Below are 16,316 nucleotides of genomic sequence, written 5' to 3'. Positions count from 1 at the left end.
GAACCCGGACGGTGCCGAGGGCGTAAGACCACCCGAGCCGCCGGCTCCGGCGGCGGCCTGAGCCGTAAATCCCCGCTCAGCCCTGGAGGGTGACGAATCCCCTCCCCTTCAGGGAGGGGAGCCTTCAAGATGAACTCCAGAGACGCCAGCACGGGCTTGCGAGGATTCAGCCGGGCCAATCGCCCCACCCGCAGGGGTGACCTGTTCCTGCACGTCATCGAACGCGGCTGCAGCGATCTTGTCCTCATAGGCGTGAGCGGCCCTCTCACCGGGCGCACGCTCATCGGCAACGCAGACGGCTTCTGGGGCCCGAACGTCTCCTCAGCCCCGGACTTCTCGCCTGGTATGAACGATGGCTCGACCACATGGCTGCCGGCCAGGACAACCGAGCTCTGGAGCTCACCTCACCCCAGCTCCGAGCGCACCCGATTCGACAGCGGCTTACTCACTCACCGTGACTACTCCACAGAACCTGAGCCAGAACCGGTTCTCGTGAGCAGAGCCAGCAAAGTGGCACTTGGTGAACAGCACTCGCGTTTCACCGGCGGCCGAATCGTGGGGCTGGCTGGGCGTCGGTTTCAGCCTCCGCTGCGCCAGTCGATGGTGGTGATGTCGTGGTGTCGGCCGCGGGACCTGCCCGAGGCGCGGCCTGCTGTGCGGCGGCCGTCGCCCTCGGGAGCGGATCACCTCGGCGTGCCGGACGGGGCGGTCGATCGCCGTGGCGGCGAGGCGAGCGTCGTTGCCCACGACGAGCACAGGCAGCTCGCCGCCTTTCCGTGGCGGCTGGGTCTCGCCGTCAGCGGTGCTTGGCGGGTTGAGTTGGCGCTGACCGTCAGCTGGTCTGGCGGATCGAGGCGCCGACGAGGATGCCGTCGGCGACGGTGTAGTCGCCGGCGTATGTCTTGAGCGTGCCGTCGGTTTGGGTGGCATACAGGACGGCGTGGACGCGGGAGGCTCCGAATTCGCTGATGGTGCCCAGGGTGATGCTCTGGGTGGTGGCGAACCCGGCAACCCACCGGTCGTAGGTCGTGCCGGCGATGTGTGAGCCGCCGAGCGCCCAGGCGGCCGCATAGTCGTGATCGGTGATGTCCTGGTAGTACTGCGAGACCACCGCCGAGGCGTTGGCCAGATGCGGCCGAGGAGCGGCCGGGGGTGCCGTCGTAGGCACGATGGCCGTCGTGGTCGGCGCCGCGGACGTCGGCGTAGGGCTGGCGGATGGGGCGGTCGAGGTGGGCGGCACCGGGGCCGGCACGGTGCGCGTCACGGTAACGGCCGGAGCCGCCGGGGAAGCGGGTTTTGCGGAGCAGGCGGTGAGAGGAAGGACAGCGGTCAGAGCGACAGCCGGGACGATACGGCGCACGGGCCCCCCTTGTTTGGCGGTGCGGAAGTTGCTGTGGACACCGTGGCTTTTGCGCACGGGGCGGTGGGTTGGTGTTGGGTGGAACGGGCGGCTGGGGATCATGTCGGTTCGGTGCCCAGGGCGGTTTCGGGGTGCTGGCCGTTCCAGCGTTCCTTGGTACGCCACAGGACGTGGACGTTGAAGATGTCGTGGAGGGTGTCGGCTGCCCAGTCTTCGGCGGGGGGTTGGCACAGGACCAGGTGGAGGCGGTCGGCGGGGGTGGGCAGGGCGTGGTTGATCTCCAGGAGGCGGACGGCTCCCGAGCGCAGGTCGGCGTAGGTGCAGTGGCCGGCGCCGAGGACCTCGTAGAGGAAGTGGCCGTCCTTCGTGGCGCAACTGACGTCGACGACAGGGGTGTTGGTGGGCTGCAGGTCCGCTCGCAGGAGCGCGGCCATCAGTTCCAGGCGCACGGCCTCGTGGGTGTTGCAGGTACGGTCGGCCGTCGCCGCCGTCTCCAGGGCCTGCAGGAGGCTGGGGCTTGCGGTTGCTGTCGGCACGGGGGTGTCGGTTGCGATGGCGGGCATGGCGTCGGGATCCTTCGGCTCGCTCGTGTGCGGGGCGGCGGGGGTGGTGTCGCTTGCCGCCTCCGGGTCGGCTGTGGCCAGGCGCTGCTGGAGCGTCTGGCGCGCGGTGAGCAGGGCGTCGGCCCAGCCGGCACGTTCCAGGTCGTCCTTGAGTCGATCCGCGTCCAGGTGATCGTCCTTGAGTGCGCGGTGGGCGTGTGCCGCAAGGTTGCGCAGGAGAGTCAGACGGTGCCTGTCCGGCGATCCGAGCACACGCCGCACGTCGACCCAGTCCGCCTGGTCCCGGCGCAGGACGCGGTTGGCCATGCCCTTGAGCTCGGACAGACGATCCCGGGCGTCCTGCGCAACGATGTTCTGACCCTTGATCAGCTCGTCCAGGATGCCGAGCGCGGCCGTGTAGCGCGGCGCCATCCTGGGCGAGATGGGCTGTCTGCCGCGCGGGTCGGCGGTCAGCAGACAGTGGGATGATTCGTGGGCGAACACCCAGCAGTCCAGCTCGTCGCCGGGACGCGGGGCAGCCGCGCCGTGGCGAACCGTCAGGATCAGGGGGTGGCTGACGGCGGGTGAGAGGGCCGTGACCTTGTATCGGCCGCCGGGGCCCGGGCCGATGACCCGGATGCGGACGTCGGTGCCTATGTCGGGCACGTCGCCTGCCGCGCTCGGTTCGGCGTCGGTAGGTTCCGGTTCGATGGTGTCGCTGCTGGGCGTGAGCGCCTTGGGCAGGGGGGAGGCGTGCAGGACGGTCAGGCTCTGGGTGCTGCGGGTCAGGGCGACGTAGAGCTGGCGCAGGCCGGCCGGGCCGCGGTCGGCGATGGTGGCCGGTTCGACGACGAGGACGTGGTCGTACTCCATGCCCTTGGCCTGGGCGGCGGCCAGGACCGACACCGCCTGGCGCCCCTGGGCCGTGATCCCTTCGGCGTGGTCCAGGTGGCCGCTGATCTCCTCCAGCCAGCCGGAGTCGTCGGGGACGATGACCGCGACGGACCGCAAGGTGCTCCCGTCGCTGGTGCCGATGAGGCGGATTGCCTGGGCGACGGTGTCGTCGAGGAGTTTCCACGGCTCGGTCGCCACCGTCCGCACGGCCCTGTCGCCCACCGCGCGCACGGCCTGCGGATAGGGCAGCGTGGGAGCGATCCTGCGGGCCAGGGGGGCCACGAACTCCATGATCTCGGCGGGCACGCGGTAACTGGTGTTCAGCTCGGCGACCCGCCAGTCGCCGTGGTCGGACAGGACGGTGCCCAGGCGCTCCCAGTCGGTGTAGGGGTGGGGGCCGGTGGCCTGGGCCAGGTCACCCAGGATGGTCATCGAGCCGTTGACCGCGCAGCGGCGGCGCAGTGAACGGGCCTGCATGGGAGTCAAATCCTGGGCCTCGTCGACGACGATGTGCCCGTAGCGCCGCGGCGTCTCGCCCGTGATGAGGTACTGGAGTTCTTCGAGGCAGACCCGGTCGTCCAGGGTCCAGGGCTCGGCGTCGGCCTTGTCGGCGCGGTCACGGTGGAGGGCGGCCTGTTCGGCGTCGTCGAGGATGCCGTCGGCGCACACCCGCAGCAGGTCGGCCGAGTCGTACAGGCTCCGCAAAGCCTCCCGGGCGCCCGGGGAGGGCCAGACGCGGTCCATGAGGCGCTCCAGGCGCCGGTTGCGTTCCAGATCGCGGCGGATCGTGCCGTCCCGGCCGCGACGCGGGGCGATGGCGGCGAGCTCGCTGAGCAGGCGGTCGACGAGCAGACTGCGGAAGTGGTCGCGGCGCTGGCGGTAGGCGCCGTCGCCGGCGCGTGCCTGGTCGAGGAGGGCGAGGACCTCGGACCGCGGGATGCGCAGGGTCGTACTGCCGGCGGTCACCACGATCGCGGGCTCGTCGCCCTCGAAGGAGGCGGCAGTGGTGAGTTCGTCGAGCGCTTCGGGCCGGCAGTCGTGCTCGACGCGCCGCCGCAGGACATCGGCCATGCGCTCGTCGGATTTCACCAGCCGCGCCGCCGGTGTGTCCATGCCCAGGACGTCGCCGTCCCACAGGCGGGTGAGTTGGACGGCGTTGACGTTGCGGGTGCCCAAGGTGGGCAGGACCTGGCCGACGTAGTCGAGGAAGTGCTGGTGGGGGCCGACCACGAGGATGTCCTGGGCCAGGAAGTGCTCGTTGTTGACGAGCCAGGTGACGCGGTGCAGGCCGACCGCGGACTTGCCGGTGCCCGGGCCGCCCTGCACGACGAGGATGTCGGAGGGGGAACCGGTGACCAGGTCCATCTGGTCGCGGCGGATGGTCTCGACGATGTCGCGCATGCGGCCGGTGCGCGAGCGCTGGAGTTCGCGCAGGAGGAATTCGTCCGGCTGCAGGGGCTTGCGGCGCTGGATGCGCGCGATGTCGGAGGGGGTGTGGGCGGGCGTGTGCTCCGGCCTCTCCCGTTCGTCGGCCTCCTGTCGGGCGGGGGCCCCGGCGGGCGCGGCGTCCTCGGCGGGGGCCTTGTCGGTGGTGGCGTCGTCCGGGGCCGACCGAGGCTTCGGCACCGCCGTGGACATCGGAAGGAGGCCAGCGGGAGCATGAAGGGGGGCCGGCGAGGTGATCTCGTCGACGTAGTCCTCCACGATGCGCTGCGCGCACCGCAGTTGCCGTCGCAGGTGCACCTCGCCCGGCGCGTCGGGCCGCGCCTGGAACCACTTCTTCGCGAGCGGGCTGGTCCACAGGACGACCACCGTGTCACGGGTGTGGACATCGGAGACGGCGCGCCGGCCGACGTACCACTTTCTGACGTCACCGCCGGGCTCCTCCGGCGCGTCGATGCGGGCGAAGACGAGAGAGTCGTTGCCGAGGCCGCCGTACGCCGCTGCCCGCTCCTGCGCGTCCTTCCGGTTGGCGATGCCGTCCTTGCCGCTGGCCGACGCGATAGCGGCCGACGTCCCGCCCATCTCGGCCAGCCGCGCGGTGTAGCAGGCGTAGGCGTGATCCACTGCCTTCTGCTCGTCGGCGATGACCTGGTCGCGCGTCGTGGTGATGGCCATGTGCTTTCCCTCCCTTGCGGCGCCCTGCAGCGGTGCCGCGACGGGCATACGCCCGCCCCCCAGCGAAAGACTTATCAGAAACGTGTCGGCTACAAGTAGTCAGGGGACGTCCAGACCGGTGATCTCCTGCACGGCCGTGCACCCCTCGGCCTGTCGCGAAGGATGCCTCCGGTGATCAGTAGTCCTTCGATCCCTTCTCAGGAGAAGGGACGAGCCTGGTAGGTAGGGGCGGTGGACGAGTTCGCGGAGTTCGACCTGGTGCTCGTCAGGGACCTTAAGCCGGTGGAGTGTCGACGTGCGGGTGGCGGGCGTGCGCTGGTCCTGGACGGGCATGAGGCGGTCCCTTCGGGCGGCGGATGGCTTCGGCTGGCGGTTGATGACCGGGCGGCAGGGTGAGACGGCTTTTGGACCCGCCAGGGATGAGGGATCACGCGGCCGTGGGCGGCTTGCCCTGGGCGAATCGAAGAGTGCGCAGGATGTGCGCCTGTTCCTTGCGGGCGACAGCAGCGGGGATGCGGCCGGTGGCGCGGCGCAGGGCTACTGCGGCAAGAGCGTCGGCGCTCTCGTTGAGGTCGTGGCCGATGTGGCCTTTGAGCCAGCGCACCTCTACTCGGTTGCGATGCGGCATCAGGTGGGCCAGGAGCTGCCTGCCTTCGGGGAAGACGACGGTGCGGTGGGCCACTGCCGGGTCGCCCGTTTCCAGGGCCCGGTTGACGGCGGTGACGGCTTCCAAGCTGTCGCACAGGATGACGACGGGGGGGTTGGGGCTGTGGTTGACAAGGTCGAGGGCGGCGTTGCAGATGCCGATGACCTCCGCCTCACCGCTGCTGTGGGCCATGGAGGCGCCCTCTCCCGTGGTGCCGTTCTCGCAGACCCAGCCATAGCCGCACTGGGCGGACTCGTCGCCGACCGCGGCGTCGGCAACGGCCACGACCGCATGGGGGAGGAGGTCGTTGAGGATCGCGTAGCGGTCTGAGGCAGCGTCCGGTTCGACGATCTCCCCTGGGGCGTCGTCCTCGGCCAAGGAAGCGGTGGCAGGGACGTCCATGGCGAGGGCCGCGGCGAGAGCGAGGTGGCATCGCGGGCAGCCTTCGGCCCGTTGAGGGCAGTTGGCCTGGTGCTCGGCGGCCAGCAGCCGAGCGCGGTCCCACACACCCGGATGGGCGGCGGCGAAGCGCGCGATGGCCCCTGCGTGGCACTGGGCGATCAGGTCGGCGAAAGACCCCGTGGAGGTGAGCTCTCGGATACGGTCGTGGAGATCGGCGGTTTTGTGCCTGGCTTCGATCGCGCGGGCGGTGAGGATCGCGGTGTCCTGGTAGGCATCCTCCAGCGCGTCGAGTTGGGCGCTGCGGGCGGTGAGGGGGCGGGCGAGCGCGGCCCGCTCGGCCTGGGCGATCGCGTAACGGCCCCAGGCCAGCGCGGTCGGGGCGTGCCGGTTCCACCGTTCGACGACCGCGTCATGTCCAAGGTGGCCGTTCTCCGCCTCCCGGGCGTCGTGCAACAGCACCTGGACGAAGGAGTCGTCGCTGCACTCCAGCAGTTCGCGGACCGCAGAGGGGATGTCGGTGTGTAGCAGCCGGCGCTCGCCTGCCCAGCGGGCCCGGTCGCAGTTCGGCACGCTCAGAGCGTCAGCAGGCAGCCCGCGGCGGGTGAGCTCCTCCTCCATGGCACGCAGGTACGCCTGCGGGTGCACGGCCCGCGCAACCCGCAGGTCCAGCGGACCGGTCACCGGCATGCGCCCCTGCGACATCCGGCGGGCACGCTGCTCCTTGCACACGGCTTCAGCCTCCAACCGGGCCCGCCGAACCCGGCGGGCGTACTCGCGCAGCGGCCGCACCCGCTGCGCGGGCATGACGGAGAGCTCAGCGCGCCGGACCGCTCCCCGGGCAAGGACCTCCGCGTGGGCGAGCGCGATGGTGACGGCTCCGGCGAGTGCGGGGTGGGCCAGCGCGGCTTCGGTCTGCGGGGACGCGGTGCCGTTCATCCGGGCCAGGGCAGCGTCCTGGAGCGCGGTGAAGTCCTCGGCGAGGCGGCTGACCAGTTCGGGGCGCGCAGGGAACGTCATGTCAACAACTCCCAGGTCGAGGGCGGATGGTGAAGCGCTTCGTGGGGTGGCTGCTGAGCCGGGCCATGACGGTGGCTGTGTCACCGCCGTGTGACGGACGGCCGCAGTTCGCCGGGCCAGGCCGGTGAGGACCAGGCGCTGCCGGCGGGTGTGGGTGGGGTGAACCAGGCGAGCCGGGAGCGCCGATAGTCGGCGAGGGCGCCGGTGGCCCACAGCGGGACCAGGCGCGGGAGTTCGGTGTGCGGGATGGTGCCGCGCACGCGGCGCAGGCCGGGGAGCGACCCTCCGTATGGCCTTGTGTCGTCATTGCCGCCATCGGCGGGCCGCCGGCCGTGCCGGGACCTCCCGGCGGAGGTTGGTCGGCGGCGGTGCCGGGAGACGTGAACTGCCGGGTTCCACAGACAGGTCCAAGACGGCGCGGGCTCCGGCTACGACCTCAGTACTTGCCGTTGCTCAGGATGTCGCCGTCAGCGTTGTAGACGGTGACGAGGCCGTTCTTGCTGGCCTTCCCCCGGCCGGCCTGGAAGTCGGCGAAGGCCGAGGCGAGCAGCTTGGCGTTGCCGGCATCCGCGCTGACCAGGTCCCCGGTGTAGTCCGTGTAGATGTCGGCCGTGTCCAGGATGTCGTTGTTCTTGTCGGCGCCCTGGACCTTGGTGACGTGCGCCGCGGCCTCCCGCGTCTTCGCGGACTCGTGCTTCTTCACATACGCCTTGAAGGCGTCGACGGTGGACTGCTGGGGCGCGGCGGTCTTGGAGGAGCCGGCGGTCTTGGAGGAACCGGTGCCCTTGGAGGAGCCGGTGGACGCGGCGGAGGAGGAGGCGGCGTCGGCCGAGGAGTCGCCCGAGCCGGACCCCATCGCGGACGCGATACCGCCGATCACGATCACGGCCAGGACGCCGAGGCAGCCCAGCTTGAACTTGGACCGCTTCTTCGGCGGCACGGGGGGCTGCAGGTATCCCGGCTGCTGCGGGAATCCCGGCTGCTGCGGGAATCCGGGCTGCTGCGGGGGCTGGGTGGTCATCTGGGTTCCTCCCGTTGCGATGCGCGATGTGCGACGGCCGTGAGTGGACAGATCGGATGCGCGGCCCGGACTCAACAGAGCACCCGGGCCGTCGCTTCCATTCGGAAGCATGACCAGATAAGCACAACTCTGAAAGCGTCGTCAAACGACATGAAGGACTTGGTGGTTGCTCTAGTGTGTTAACCGTTCCCTGTCCGACTGGCCCGAGAAGTGAACCCCGCGCCATACCCCAGCAGCCACCAGCCCAACCGGCGCCCGTGACGGCCGCCGAGCTCTCCCGCATCGCGGGGGCCACGCGCGCCACCGTCAGCAACCGGCGCCGCCGCCACGACGACTTCCCGGCCCCCAGCGCGGGCAGGGAGGCCAGCCCGCTCTACGACCTGCCGGCCGTCCAGGCAGGGCTGCGGGCACGCGGACACACCTCCACCGCCTCGCCGACCGAGGAGCTGCGTACGACGCTGGGGCTGATGGGGCCCGGCTCGGGAGTGGCCGCTGAGCGCTCTTGACTCCTGAGCACGCTCGCGATCCGCGCGGGCGAAGCACGCGCCGACCGCGCCGCCCTCCTGGCCGATGCGCGACTGTTCCCGCAGGTGGCCGCCGCGTCCCGCCGCACGTCGGAAGAGCCAGCCGAACTCGCCGCCCTGTCCGACGACCAGCTGGTCGCCCGAGCGGAGAACGCTGGAAAAGGTCCGCGTGCCCCGCATCGGGCTGGGCCGGCCACGTGCCCGCCCCGATCGCGTGCGGGCTGACAAGGCGTACGCCTCCCGCAAGAACCGCGCCTACCTGCGCCGCCGTGGGATCCGCTGCACCATCCCCAGCAAGGCCGACCAGGCGCGGAACCACCAGAAGCTCGGCTCCCGCGGCGGCCGACCGCCACGCTTCGATTCGGCCGACTACCGCGAGCGTCACGCGGTCGAGTGCGGGATCAACCGCCTCAAGAGGCATCGCGCGGTTGCCACGCGCTACGGCAAGCTGGCGGTCCGCTACGAGGCGACCGTCCTCATCGCGGCCATCAACGAGTGGCTGTGATCGGCACCCGTCGCTAGAGCTCGTAGTCCTGGGCCAACTCCTCCCAGTGAATGCTGCGAAGCGCAAGGTTGGCGTCTTCGCCCGACGGGACATCCAAGCCGGCCTGGAACCAGACCACGGTGAGCGCGGAACGGTGCAGCACCGGGTCGAGCTCAGGAGCGATCGCTGTCGAGCGGAAGGCACCGAGGCAGGCCACAGGAGGCAGCACCTCGACGGGGCCGAAGGCGCCGGCGGTCTGGTCCGGGTACTCGCGGGAGGGCGGAATCAGATAGACCGGCGTGGAGGGAAACGCACGTTCAGCCTGCCGCTGGAGGCCGCTGACCTTCATGTCGTTGATGGGCTTGCACGGGTAGCCCTCCAACATCCCTCCGTAGGTCGAAGACATTCGCAGCTCGGTGAGCTCGATCGAACGGCCGGACAAGAGGGCTATGCGGCTCAGCGACATGACGACACCCTATGCGCACGAATCACTTCCGATACACGGCCTGGTCGGCTTGGAGCCAGGCCGAGGGTTGACCTTGACCCTGGCGAGGATGCCCCGGACCGTGGTGGGGGTGCCGATGCGGAAGGTGAAGGCCGGCTGTGGCCCTCTGGCCTGGGTGTGTGCGGCGGTGGCCGTCAGGGAACCCGTGATGGGTCCGGCGGCCAACAGCAACGACCGCGGTCCCGGCTCCTGCTCCTTGCGTCACGGTCACGTGTAGCCGGCGGAAGACAGCCGCCGCCTGCAGAGGGCACCGCCGAGGCCGCCCCGCCTCCCGGGTCGGACTCCGCAGTGCCGCTTCCCGCCGCCTCATGCTCAGTGCATGGCCGTCCAACGCCCTCATGCCTATGCCGGGTTATGCAGCCTCGTACGTGCGGCGATGCCCAACTCGGCGGTGGTGGGGGCTATTTCGGGGGCGGTGTCGGTTCCAAGGCCTGTCGTGATCGGTGAGCGGACTGGGTAGTGAACACGGAGCGGGCCGGTGAGCCGGGGGAGGCAGCGTGGCTGGACGTGCGCGGGTGCAGTGGGGGCTGGTACGCGAGAAGGCGCTGCTGATCAGTGCGCTTTTGCTGATCTCGGGAAGCTGGCTGTGGTTGGCGACACTCCACCGGGCCGGGCCCGGCGGTTCGGCCGTGGACCAGTACCTGAACCTGCTCGGCAACACCCTGCTCCAGGCCGGTGCGGTGGCGCTGATCATCGACCTGATCAATCTCAAGCGGTATGCGACCCAGGAGCTGCTCGCCGCCCTGTTCTCCAGCGAGGAGTATCTGGGGCAGCTCAGCAGTCTGGAGCAGGAGCGTCACCTCAAGCGGGCCGTCCAGGCCCGTTTCCCCAACGACGGCGGTGTGTCGCAGGCGGTGGACTGGCTGGTGGCGACGCTCGCGGCGCCGCCGCGCAGCAGCTACCGGGCCGAGATCGAGCTGTCGGAGGAGCCGGCGCAGGAACGGTTCGCCGACTCCGCTCCGCTGCTGCCGGACAGTGTGCTGCGGATCAAGGCGTCCTTCACCTACTGTACCGACGCCAACACCTCCCGGCGCCCGGTACGGATCAACGGCGACGGCGTGATCCACTCCCAGCTGATCCCTATCCCGGCGAACACCGAGCTGACCCGGCGCTTCCGGGCCGGGCGGCTGTCGGCGGAGGAGTGCCTGGTGTGGGTGCGGCACGTGCTGCAGCCGAGCATCAAAGTGGTGCTGCCCAGCCACGCGGTACCGCTGCGGATCGAGCCCGACCTCGGCGGTATCTCGCTCAGCGACAGCTCCAACGGCACGCTGTGGCTGGAGTTCGACGTGACGTGCCAGCAGATGCTGATACAGCCCGGCGAGCAGGCCTGGGTCACGTACACGCACCGGCAGCTGTGCAACCGGCACGACAACTACGTGTGGCGCTCCTCCGCCCGCACGTACGACTTCTCGTTCAGGGCGATCGGTTTCCAGGACTACCAGCTGATGCCGATCGCCAATCTGGCCTCGCAGTCGACGGTCAGTCAGCTCAACCTGCTCAACGACGAGATCCGCTGCTCGGGGATGATCCTGCCGGAGTCGATGTTCGCCTTCGCGTGGAGCCCGTGGTCGGGAGGCGTCGGCGGCCTGCGGCGGTCGGCCGGCAGGCAGACCGGTGAGCCGCCGCAGCCCGATCCCGTCTGACGCGGTGTCAGCCTTCCGAGGCGTACAAGTCGCGCCACTCCTCGCGGGGGCGTACGACGCGGGGGCTGCCGCCCTCCACGACGATCTCCGGTGGCCGCCGGTTGGTGTTGTAGTTGGAGGCCATCACCATCCCGTACGCGCCCGCGTCCAGGAAGGCGACCAGGTCGCCGGGGACGAGGTCGGGCAGGTGGGCGTCCTGGGAGAAGGTGTCGGTGGACTCGCACACCGGGCCGACCACCTCGGTGGGTCCGGCCGAGGGCGCTTCTTGCACGGGCACGATGCGGTGGGCCGGCGTGCGGTACAGGGCGGGCCGAATGAAGTGGTGCATCCCCGTGTCCAGGACCAGCATCCGGCGGCCGGGCCGGTGCTTGCGGTACAGCACCCGGGCCACCAGCACGCCGGCCGGGCCGGCGACCGACCGGCCAGGCTCCAGGAACAGCTCGAGGTCATCGCGCCCGGACAGCAGCGGGGCCAGCGCGGCCGCGAACTCCTCCGGCCCCGGCACACTGTCCCCTCCGTGGTCGATCGGGAAACCGCCCCCGATGTCCAGCCGCCGGAACCCGGCCAGGCCCGCCTGCTGCGCGTACTCCAGCACATCCAGCAGCACTTCGGTGGCCCGCACCATCCCCGCCGGTTCCGGCACCTGCGAGCCCACATGCATGTGCACGCCCACCGGTTCCAGATCCGGGTACCGGCCGGCCGCGAAGCCGTCAACCAACTCCCGTGCCTCATCGGCCAAAACCCCGAACTTCGCCCGTGCGCTCCCGGTCTGCATGGGCGCCAGCGTCGCCACCGTCACCGCGGGATTGATCCGGAGCCCCACCCGTACCCGGCACCCCGCGCCCTGCGCGATCCGCTGCAGTGCGTCCAGCTCATCGGCCGACTCCGCGTTGACCAGCACCCCGTGGCGGGCGGCCAGCAGCAGTTCCTCGTCCGTCTTGCCCACCCCGGCGAACGTCGTACGCGCCGGGTCCCCGCCCGCGTCCAGCACACGGCTCAGCTCGCCACCGCTCACCACGTCGAACCCCGAGCCCAGCCCGGCGAATCTGGCCAGGATCGCCTGATTGGAGTTGGCCTTCACGGAGTAGGAGACATTCCCGCCCAGCGACGCGAACGCCTCGCGGATCCGGACCAGATTCGCCACCATGGCGTCCAGCGAGTAGACATACGCGGGAGTACCGACCCCGGCCACGACCCGGTCGAGCGGCAGCCCGTCCAGGCACAGGACACCGTCGATGTATTGCACCGGAGTGGGCGTGGTGCAGTCTCGTGAAAGGGTGGGTGATACGTCCATTGGAGACCCTTCTCCCCTGGCAGCGCGGGCTGAGCAGCAGCTCACCGATGTGCTTGCGACATTACGCCACATCGTAGGGGCGCAATCGCCCCTTCCAGGCGGTCGACGCCCGCAAGCCGTGCTCAAGGCCTGCCGGGGCGGCGCCCCCTGATGCCGCGCCGGCAGGGCTGGCGTGGCGGCAGTGCGGCGGGGGCGCCCCCGGGAACCGGCAAGTCCCGGCCCGCCGGCTCCGGCACGTAACGTGTAGAGCGTCGTGCGGGAGACGTGGAGCAGCTTCGCAATGAACGTGATGGTGCTGTTTCGGCTGCGCGAGCAGCGCGCGAGCGCGCCGGATCTGTTCCGCGGTCATGGCCGGCGGCCGCCCGATGCGCTCGCCGCGAGCGCGGGCCGCCGCCCGGCCCTCGCGGGTGCCCTGCACGATGAGTTCCCGGATGAACTCCGCGAACGCTGCGCACACGTGGAAGACCAGGCGGCCGCCCGGGGCGTGGTGTCCGATGCCTCGTGGAACGACTGGAAGCCGATGCCGCGGTGGCGCAGGCCGGCGACGACGGGGATCAGGTCTTTTGTCGAGCGGCCCAGCCGGCCGGGGGAGGGCACCACCAGGGTGGCGCCGGGGCGGAGGTGGTCGAGGCAGGCCCGCGGTCGGCAGGAGTGGGCCCGCAGAGGAGCCTGGCGAGCCGGGGCACCTTGGTGAAGCGGCCGGTGTGGTAGGTGCCGGCGACTGCGCCGGAACGCGAGCGGCACGGCGAGCCGGGTTCGGCCCGGCAGCGCGGACGGGTAATGGGGGCCACAGGCTGCGCGGTGTGCCTGGCGGATGCGGGTCAGGTGATGGTCCAGTCACGCAGCTGACGGGCGATCCGGGCGACGCCGAGCGCTGCGGTGGCTGCGTCGCGCACGAGCGCGACGGCCGCCTTGGGGGGGTAATCGAGTGCACGCGCGTTGAGGATCAGATAGGCCTCGGTCGCGTGCCAGGCGAAGGCCTCGTTGGAGTGTTCCAGGCACGGCAGTCTCGCCAGAGTCTGCAGCAGGGCTGCGGCCTTGAGGTACAAGGATCCGTAGATGTCGCGGTCCATCGCCCTGGCATTGACGCGTGCGACGGCGGCGTAAAGCGGTCCGTAGTCGTCGACCTGCGGGTCGCCGTCGAGTAGTTCCGCGGCGTGCAGCAGGAACGTGACATCGAGCGGGTGCGGTGGCTGGGTCACGCAGCGTGCCCTCGCCCTTGGCCCTCGATCTCTCGCAGCGCGTTCTGCTCGGCCGCGCGCTGCCCGGCGCCGGGATCCAGGGTGCTGGGCTCGGCCGCGAACGCCGCACCGCTGCGGGCCATGGATGCCTTGAAGCCCTCCAGGAACCGCTGTTCCACGGCGGTCGCGCGGTCGTAGGCGGCCGACAGGATGTACTCCTGCATGCTGACCCCGGCCTGCTTGGCCGCTGCCGCGATCGCGGCCCGCTGAGCAGGGTCGGGAAAGCGCAGGCTCATCGCTTTTGGATCCGTCATGATAGCTACGGTATCACTGATACCATTGTCTGTCTCGACGAAGGACACCCCGGAACCGGAACGCACGCAGTGATCACTGGTCCCGAGCCGCTGGCCGACGCCGTTTCGCACCGCTGCGAGCGCGGCCAGGCCGAGCTGCCGGCCTGGAAAGAGGAAGACAACGCCTCCTACCCCAAAGGAGGATCCAGGCGCGCCCACCCGTTTCAGCAGCGGTGGGAAGATACTCAGACGATCGGCGTGGACACCGTGCCGATTCCGTCGATCGTCATCTCGACCAGGTCGCCGGCCTTCAGACACCACCGCGGGGTGCGGGCTCGCCCGACTCCGCCGGGGGTTCCGGTGAGGATCAGGTCCCCGGGGTGCAGCGGGAGGATGGTCGACACGTAGGAGACCAGGCGCGCGGGGGTGAACAACAGGTCCGCGATGGAGTGTTCCTGAACGGGGACGCCGTTGACGACGGTACGCAGCACCGCGGTGGCGGGGTCGAAGGAGTCGGTAGTGACCATGATGGGGCCGACCGGCGTGGACCGGGCCCAGATCTTGCCCTGCAGCCACTGTGTGATGCGGTTCTGCCAGCCGCGCATCGAGATGTCGTTGGCCACTGTGCAGCCGGCGATGTACGCGCCTGCCTCCTCCTCGCTCACCTTGTACGCGGTGCGACCGATGACGACGGCGAGTTCTCCCTCCCAGTCCATCTCGGGATCCTCCGCCACCGCCGCCACGGAGTCGGCGGGACCGGTCAGTGTGTCGGCGAACTTCGCGAAGAGCGTCGGATGTGACGGAAGGTCCCGGCCCATCTCCTCGATGTGGGAGGTGTAGTTCAGACCTGTGCACAGTACTTTCGACGGGTTCGGGACGACCGCCTCGAGGGCCGCTTCGGACAGGGGCTGGCGTCGGCCAGCGGCGTTCGCCGCGACGTCCGACCAGTGCTCGTCGGCCAGCAGGGCGCCGACGTCGGCGTAGCCGGGAATCTGAGTGATCATCGTCCCGTCGAGGCGGGCCGCAGCCACGACCCCCAGCTGACGGTCTTGACCAGGAGGAAGCCGCCACCGACCGCGAGAGCGATCTGCGCGGGGGTGTAGGGGCCGAGGGGGATCTTGAAGTCGGCGACCTTGCCCAGCACCCAGGGGTGACGGCGGGCGGCGGTGTAGAAGCGGCCGACCCGCGCCGCGGCCGCGGTCACAGCCGGCCTCCTACGCCCGGCGCGTGGTCACGGGAGGCCGGGAGTTCGGATTGGACGATGCCGGGGGAGGCGGGTGCGCCCTTGGACGGGTTCTTCACCTCGTCCTCGAACATGTTCGCCAGGCTGTCGCGGGAGTTGTATAAGCCGAGCGCGATCACCATCAGCAGCAGGGCGCCGATCCCGGCCTTGAGGCTGAACTTCTGGATCATGATGGTGACGACGAGCACGAGCAGACCGGCCTGCAGGCCCTTGGTCGCCCAGTTTTTGAACATGGTGATCCAGCTGTTCCCGAGGTCGTCCAACTGCCCGGCGAGCACCACGCTGTGCACCGTGTTCATCGGGCACCCCCGTCGTTGCCGGCCCCGGACTCCAGGCCTGCGACTTCCCACCGGCCCGAGCGGGCCTTGAGCGTGAGCTCGTAGGCGAGCGGCCATCGGCCGCTGGCGTCCCGGGCTTCCACCCGGGCCAGGACACGCGCCTTCGTGCCGTCGGCAGGGACGTGTTCGGCGGCCGCGGCCTGATCGACGGCCGACAGCTGCTGCACCAAGACCGCCGTGTACAGGGCGGGGGAGACCGGCGCCAGGCTCACGCCGGGCGCGAGGTAGCGGCTCACCTCGTCGGCATCGGTCAGGTAGGCGGCGAGGAACTCCCCGACGGCCAAGGACAGATCACCGTCGGAGACGGTCACCCGGTACGGCGACTTCGCCGCCACGGCCCGGGCCGGGCCGGCCACCACGCCGGGCGCACCGGTCACCGTGAACGAGGCGCCCGCTCGGTCGGCGACCACCGGCACGGCGTAGTAGCGCAACCGTCCGTCGGCGTACTGCGCAGCCACCGTCACCGACCACGCGCCGTCCGCACGTTGCGCACTACGCACCGCGGTCACGGACAAAGGCCGCGGCAGCGCACCCGTTGCCGGGCTGCGCAGTTCGACGTCCGGCGCCATCGACTGCGCAAGCCGCGCCTGCGCAGTCGTCGCGTCATCGGCGCTGCTGCGCAGCCACGCGCTGACGAACAGCTGCGCATAGCCGGCAGGGTCGGCGACCGCCGCCGCGGTGCGCACGGCGGTGGGCTTGGCCGCCGTGGCTGCCTCGACCGTGGTCGGGGTGGAGGCGACGGCGACGGCCAGGGCGACGGGGCCGGCCGCGATGACCGTCCAGACCGCTACGCGTGAGAGGCGTACGCGGC

17 protein-coding genes and 2 pseudogenes are annotated in these 16,316 nt (G+C 70.5%); 4 read left to right on the top strand and 15 right to left on the bottom strand.

The genetic code is table 11. From position 1 onward, the window contains the following. Positions 1-129: 129 nt before the first annotated feature. Positions 130-458 (top strand): annotated as a pseudogene (locus ACIBJF_RS46715) (SMI1/KNR4 family protein); the annotation flags it as partial. A gap of 374 nt (positions 459-832) precedes the next feature. Here ACIBJF_RS46715 and ACIBJF_RS46710 read toward each other — a convergent pair. From ACIBJF_RS46710 to ACIBJF_RS46690, 5 genes are all read right to left on the bottom strand, one after another. Continuing rightward, positions 833-1,168 (bottom strand): hypothetical protein, encoded by a 336-nt coding sequence (locus ACIBJF_RS46710; RefSeq protein ID WP_399183744.1) that lies wholly within the window; start codon positions 1,166-1,168, stop codon positions 833-835. Between the two features lie 290 nt (positions 1,169-1,458). After that, positions 1,459-4,914, bottom strand: a complete 3,456-nt coding sequence (locus tag ACIBJF_RS46705) for an ATP-binding domain-containing protein (RefSeq protein ID WP_399183742.1) — start codon at positions 4,912-4,914, stop codon at positions 1,459-1,461. A gap of 427 nt (positions 4,915-5,341) precedes the next feature. Beyond that, the gene (locus ACIBJF_RS46700) at positions 5,342-6,979 is read right to left on the bottom strand and encodes an RNase H family protein (RefSeq protein WP_399183740.1); all 1,638 of its coding nucleotides are present in this window, start codon (positions 6,977-6,979) and stop codon (positions 5,342-5,344) included. Between the two features lie 80 nt (positions 6,980-7,059). Continuing rightward, positions 7,060-7,239 (bottom strand): hypothetical protein, encoded by a 180-nt coding sequence (locus tag ACIBJF_RS46695; protein WP_399183738.1) that lies wholly within the window; start codon positions 7,237-7,239, stop codon positions 7,060-7,062. Between the two features lie 176 nt (positions 7,240-7,415). Then, positions 7,416-8,000 (bottom strand): hypothetical protein, encoded by a 585-nt coding sequence (locus tag ACIBJF_RS46690; protein WP_399183735.1) that lies wholly within the window; start codon positions 7,998-8,000, stop codon positions 7,416-7,418. A 257-nt stretch (positions 8,001-8,257) separates the two neighbouring features. On the opposite strand from ACIBJF_RS46690, the gene ACIBJF_RS46685 reads away from it, so the two are divergent. Further along, a complete protein-coding gene (locus tag ACIBJF_RS46685; protein ID WP_399183734.1) occupies positions 8,258-8,506 on the top strand; it encodes a hypothetical protein in 249 nt (82 codons plus the stop codon). A 232-nt stretch (positions 8,507-8,738) separates the two neighbouring features. Then, entirely contained in the window at positions 8,739-9,029 is a 291-nt protein-coding gene (locus ACIBJF_RS46680) for a transposase (protein WP_399183733.1), read from the top strand. Positions 9,030-9,042: 13 nt separating this feature from the next. On the opposite strand, the gene ACIBJF_RS46675 is transcribed toward ACIBJF_RS46680, so the two are convergent. Continuing rightward, positions 9,043-9,474 carry a hypothetical protein gene (locus tag ACIBJF_RS46675; protein ID WP_399183731.1) on the bottom strand — a complete coding sequence of 144 codons (432 nt, stop codon included), beginning with the start codon at positions 9,472-9,474 and terminating at the stop codon, positions 9,043-9,045. A 536-nt stretch (positions 9,475-10,010) separates the two neighbouring features. Between ACIBJF_RS46675 and ACIBJF_RS46670 the strand changes: the two genes are divergently transcribed. Beyond that, entirely contained in the window at positions 10,011-11,156 is a 1,146-nt protein-coding gene (locus tag ACIBJF_RS46670; RefSeq protein WP_399183729.1) for a hypothetical protein, read from the top strand. A gap of 7 nt (positions 11,157-11,163) precedes the next feature. Here ACIBJF_RS46670 and lysA read toward each other — a convergent pair whose 3' ends face one another. The 9 genes and pseudogenes from lysA to ACIBJF_RS46625 all read right to left on the bottom strand — a co-directional run. Continuing rightward, the gene (gene lysA, locus ACIBJF_RS46665) at positions 11,164-12,402 is read right to left on the bottom strand and encodes a diaminopimelate decarboxylase (protein ID WP_399183727.1); all 1,239 of its coding nucleotides are present in this window, start codon (positions 12,400-12,402) and stop codon (positions 11,164-11,166) included. A 109-nt stretch (positions 12,403-12,511) separates the two neighbouring features. Continuing rightward, positions 12,512-12,907, bottom strand: coding sequence for a hypothetical protein (locus ACIBJF_RS46660; RefSeq protein ID WP_399183725.1), 396 nt, complete (start codon positions 12,905-12,907; stop codon positions 12,512-12,514). Continuing rightward, complete coding sequence (locus ACIBJF_RS46655) at positions 12,796-13,047, bottom strand: hypothetical protein (protein ID WP_399183723.1); 252 nt, start codon at positions 13,045-13,047, stop codon at positions 12,796-12,798. The genes ACIBJF_RS46660 and ACIBJF_RS46655 overlap by 112 nt, the downstream gene beginning before the upstream one ends. A 224-nt stretch (positions 13,048-13,271) precedes the next feature. Continuing rightward, positions 13,272-13,652: a fic family toxin-antitoxin system, toxin component gene (locus ACIBJF_RS46650; RefSeq protein WP_399183721.1), complete on the bottom strand. Its 381-nt coding sequence runs from the start codon at positions 13,650-13,652 to the stop codon at positions 13,272-13,274. After that, positions 13,649-13,945 (bottom strand): DUF1778 domain-containing protein, encoded by a 297-nt coding sequence (locus ACIBJF_RS46645; protein ID WP_399183720.1) that lies wholly within the window; start codon positions 13,943-13,945, stop codon positions 13,649-13,651. Before ACIBJF_RS46645 ends, ACIBJF_RS46650 begins: the two co-directional genes overlap by 4 nt. A gap of 224 nt (positions 13,946-14,169) precedes the next feature. Beyond that, a complete protein-coding gene (locus ACIBJF_RS46640; protein ID WP_399183718.1) occupies positions 14,170-14,955 on the bottom strand; it encodes a fumarylacetoacetate hydrolase family protein in 786 nt (261 codons plus the stop codon). Next, positions 14,943-15,128: pseudogene (locus tag ACIBJF_RS46635) on the bottom strand (hypothetical protein); the annotation flags it as partial. The gene ACIBJF_RS46640 and the pseudogene ACIBJF_RS46635, both read right to left, overlap by 13 nt. Further along, positions 15,125-15,466, bottom strand: coding sequence for a hypothetical protein (locus tag ACIBJF_RS46630; RefSeq protein WP_399183716.1), 342 nt, complete (start codon positions 15,464-15,466; stop codon positions 15,125-15,127). The gene ACIBJF_RS46630 and the pseudogene ACIBJF_RS46635, both read right to left, overlap by 4 nt. Next, positions 15,463-16,316 (bottom strand): conjugal transfer protein (locus ACIBJF_RS46625; RefSeq protein ID WP_399183714.1); only part of this gene is annotated, 854 nt, incomplete at its 5' end. The genes ACIBJF_RS46630 and ACIBJF_RS46625, both read right to left, overlap by 4 nt.

Origin of the sequence: Streptomyces sp. NPDC050743, from assembly GCF_044456925.1 — a bacterium.
Taxonomy (GTDB): domain Bacteria; phylum Actinomycetota; class Actinomycetes; order Streptomycetales; family Streptomycetaceae; genus Streptomyces.
Note: the sequence above shows the minus strand (reverse complement) of the source record. Positions and strands in the feature narration are given on the sequence as shown.

What these genes read in the sequence shown, in the direction of transcription:
- ACIBJF_RS46705 (WP_399183742.1), bottom strand. Translation starts at nt 4,914, where the DNA reads ATGGCCATCACCACGACGCGCGACCAGGTCATCGCCGACGAGCAGAAG.
- ACIBJF_RS46700 (WP_399183740.1), bottom strand. Translation starts at nt 6,979, where the DNA reads ATGACGTTCCCTGCGCGCCCCGAACTGGTCAGCCGCCTCGCCGAGGAC.
- ACIBJF_RS46690 (WP_399183735.1), bottom strand. Translation starts at nt 8,000, where the DNA reads ATGACCACCCAGCCCCCGCAGCAGCCCGGATTCCCGCAGCAGCCGGGA.
- ACIBJF_RS46675 (WP_399183731.1), bottom strand. Translation starts at nt 9,474, where the DNA reads ATGTCGCTGAGCCGCATAGCCCTCTTGTCCGGCCGTTCGATCGAGCTC.
- ACIBJF_RS46645 (WP_399183720.1), bottom strand. Translation starts at nt 13,945, where the DNA reads ATGACGGATCCAAAAGCGATGAGCCTGCGCTTTCCCGACCCTGCTCAG.
- ACIBJF_RS46630 (WP_399183716.1), bottom strand. Translation starts at nt 15,466, where the DNA reads ATGAACACGGTGCACAGCGTGGTGCTCGCCGGGCAGTTGGACGACCTC.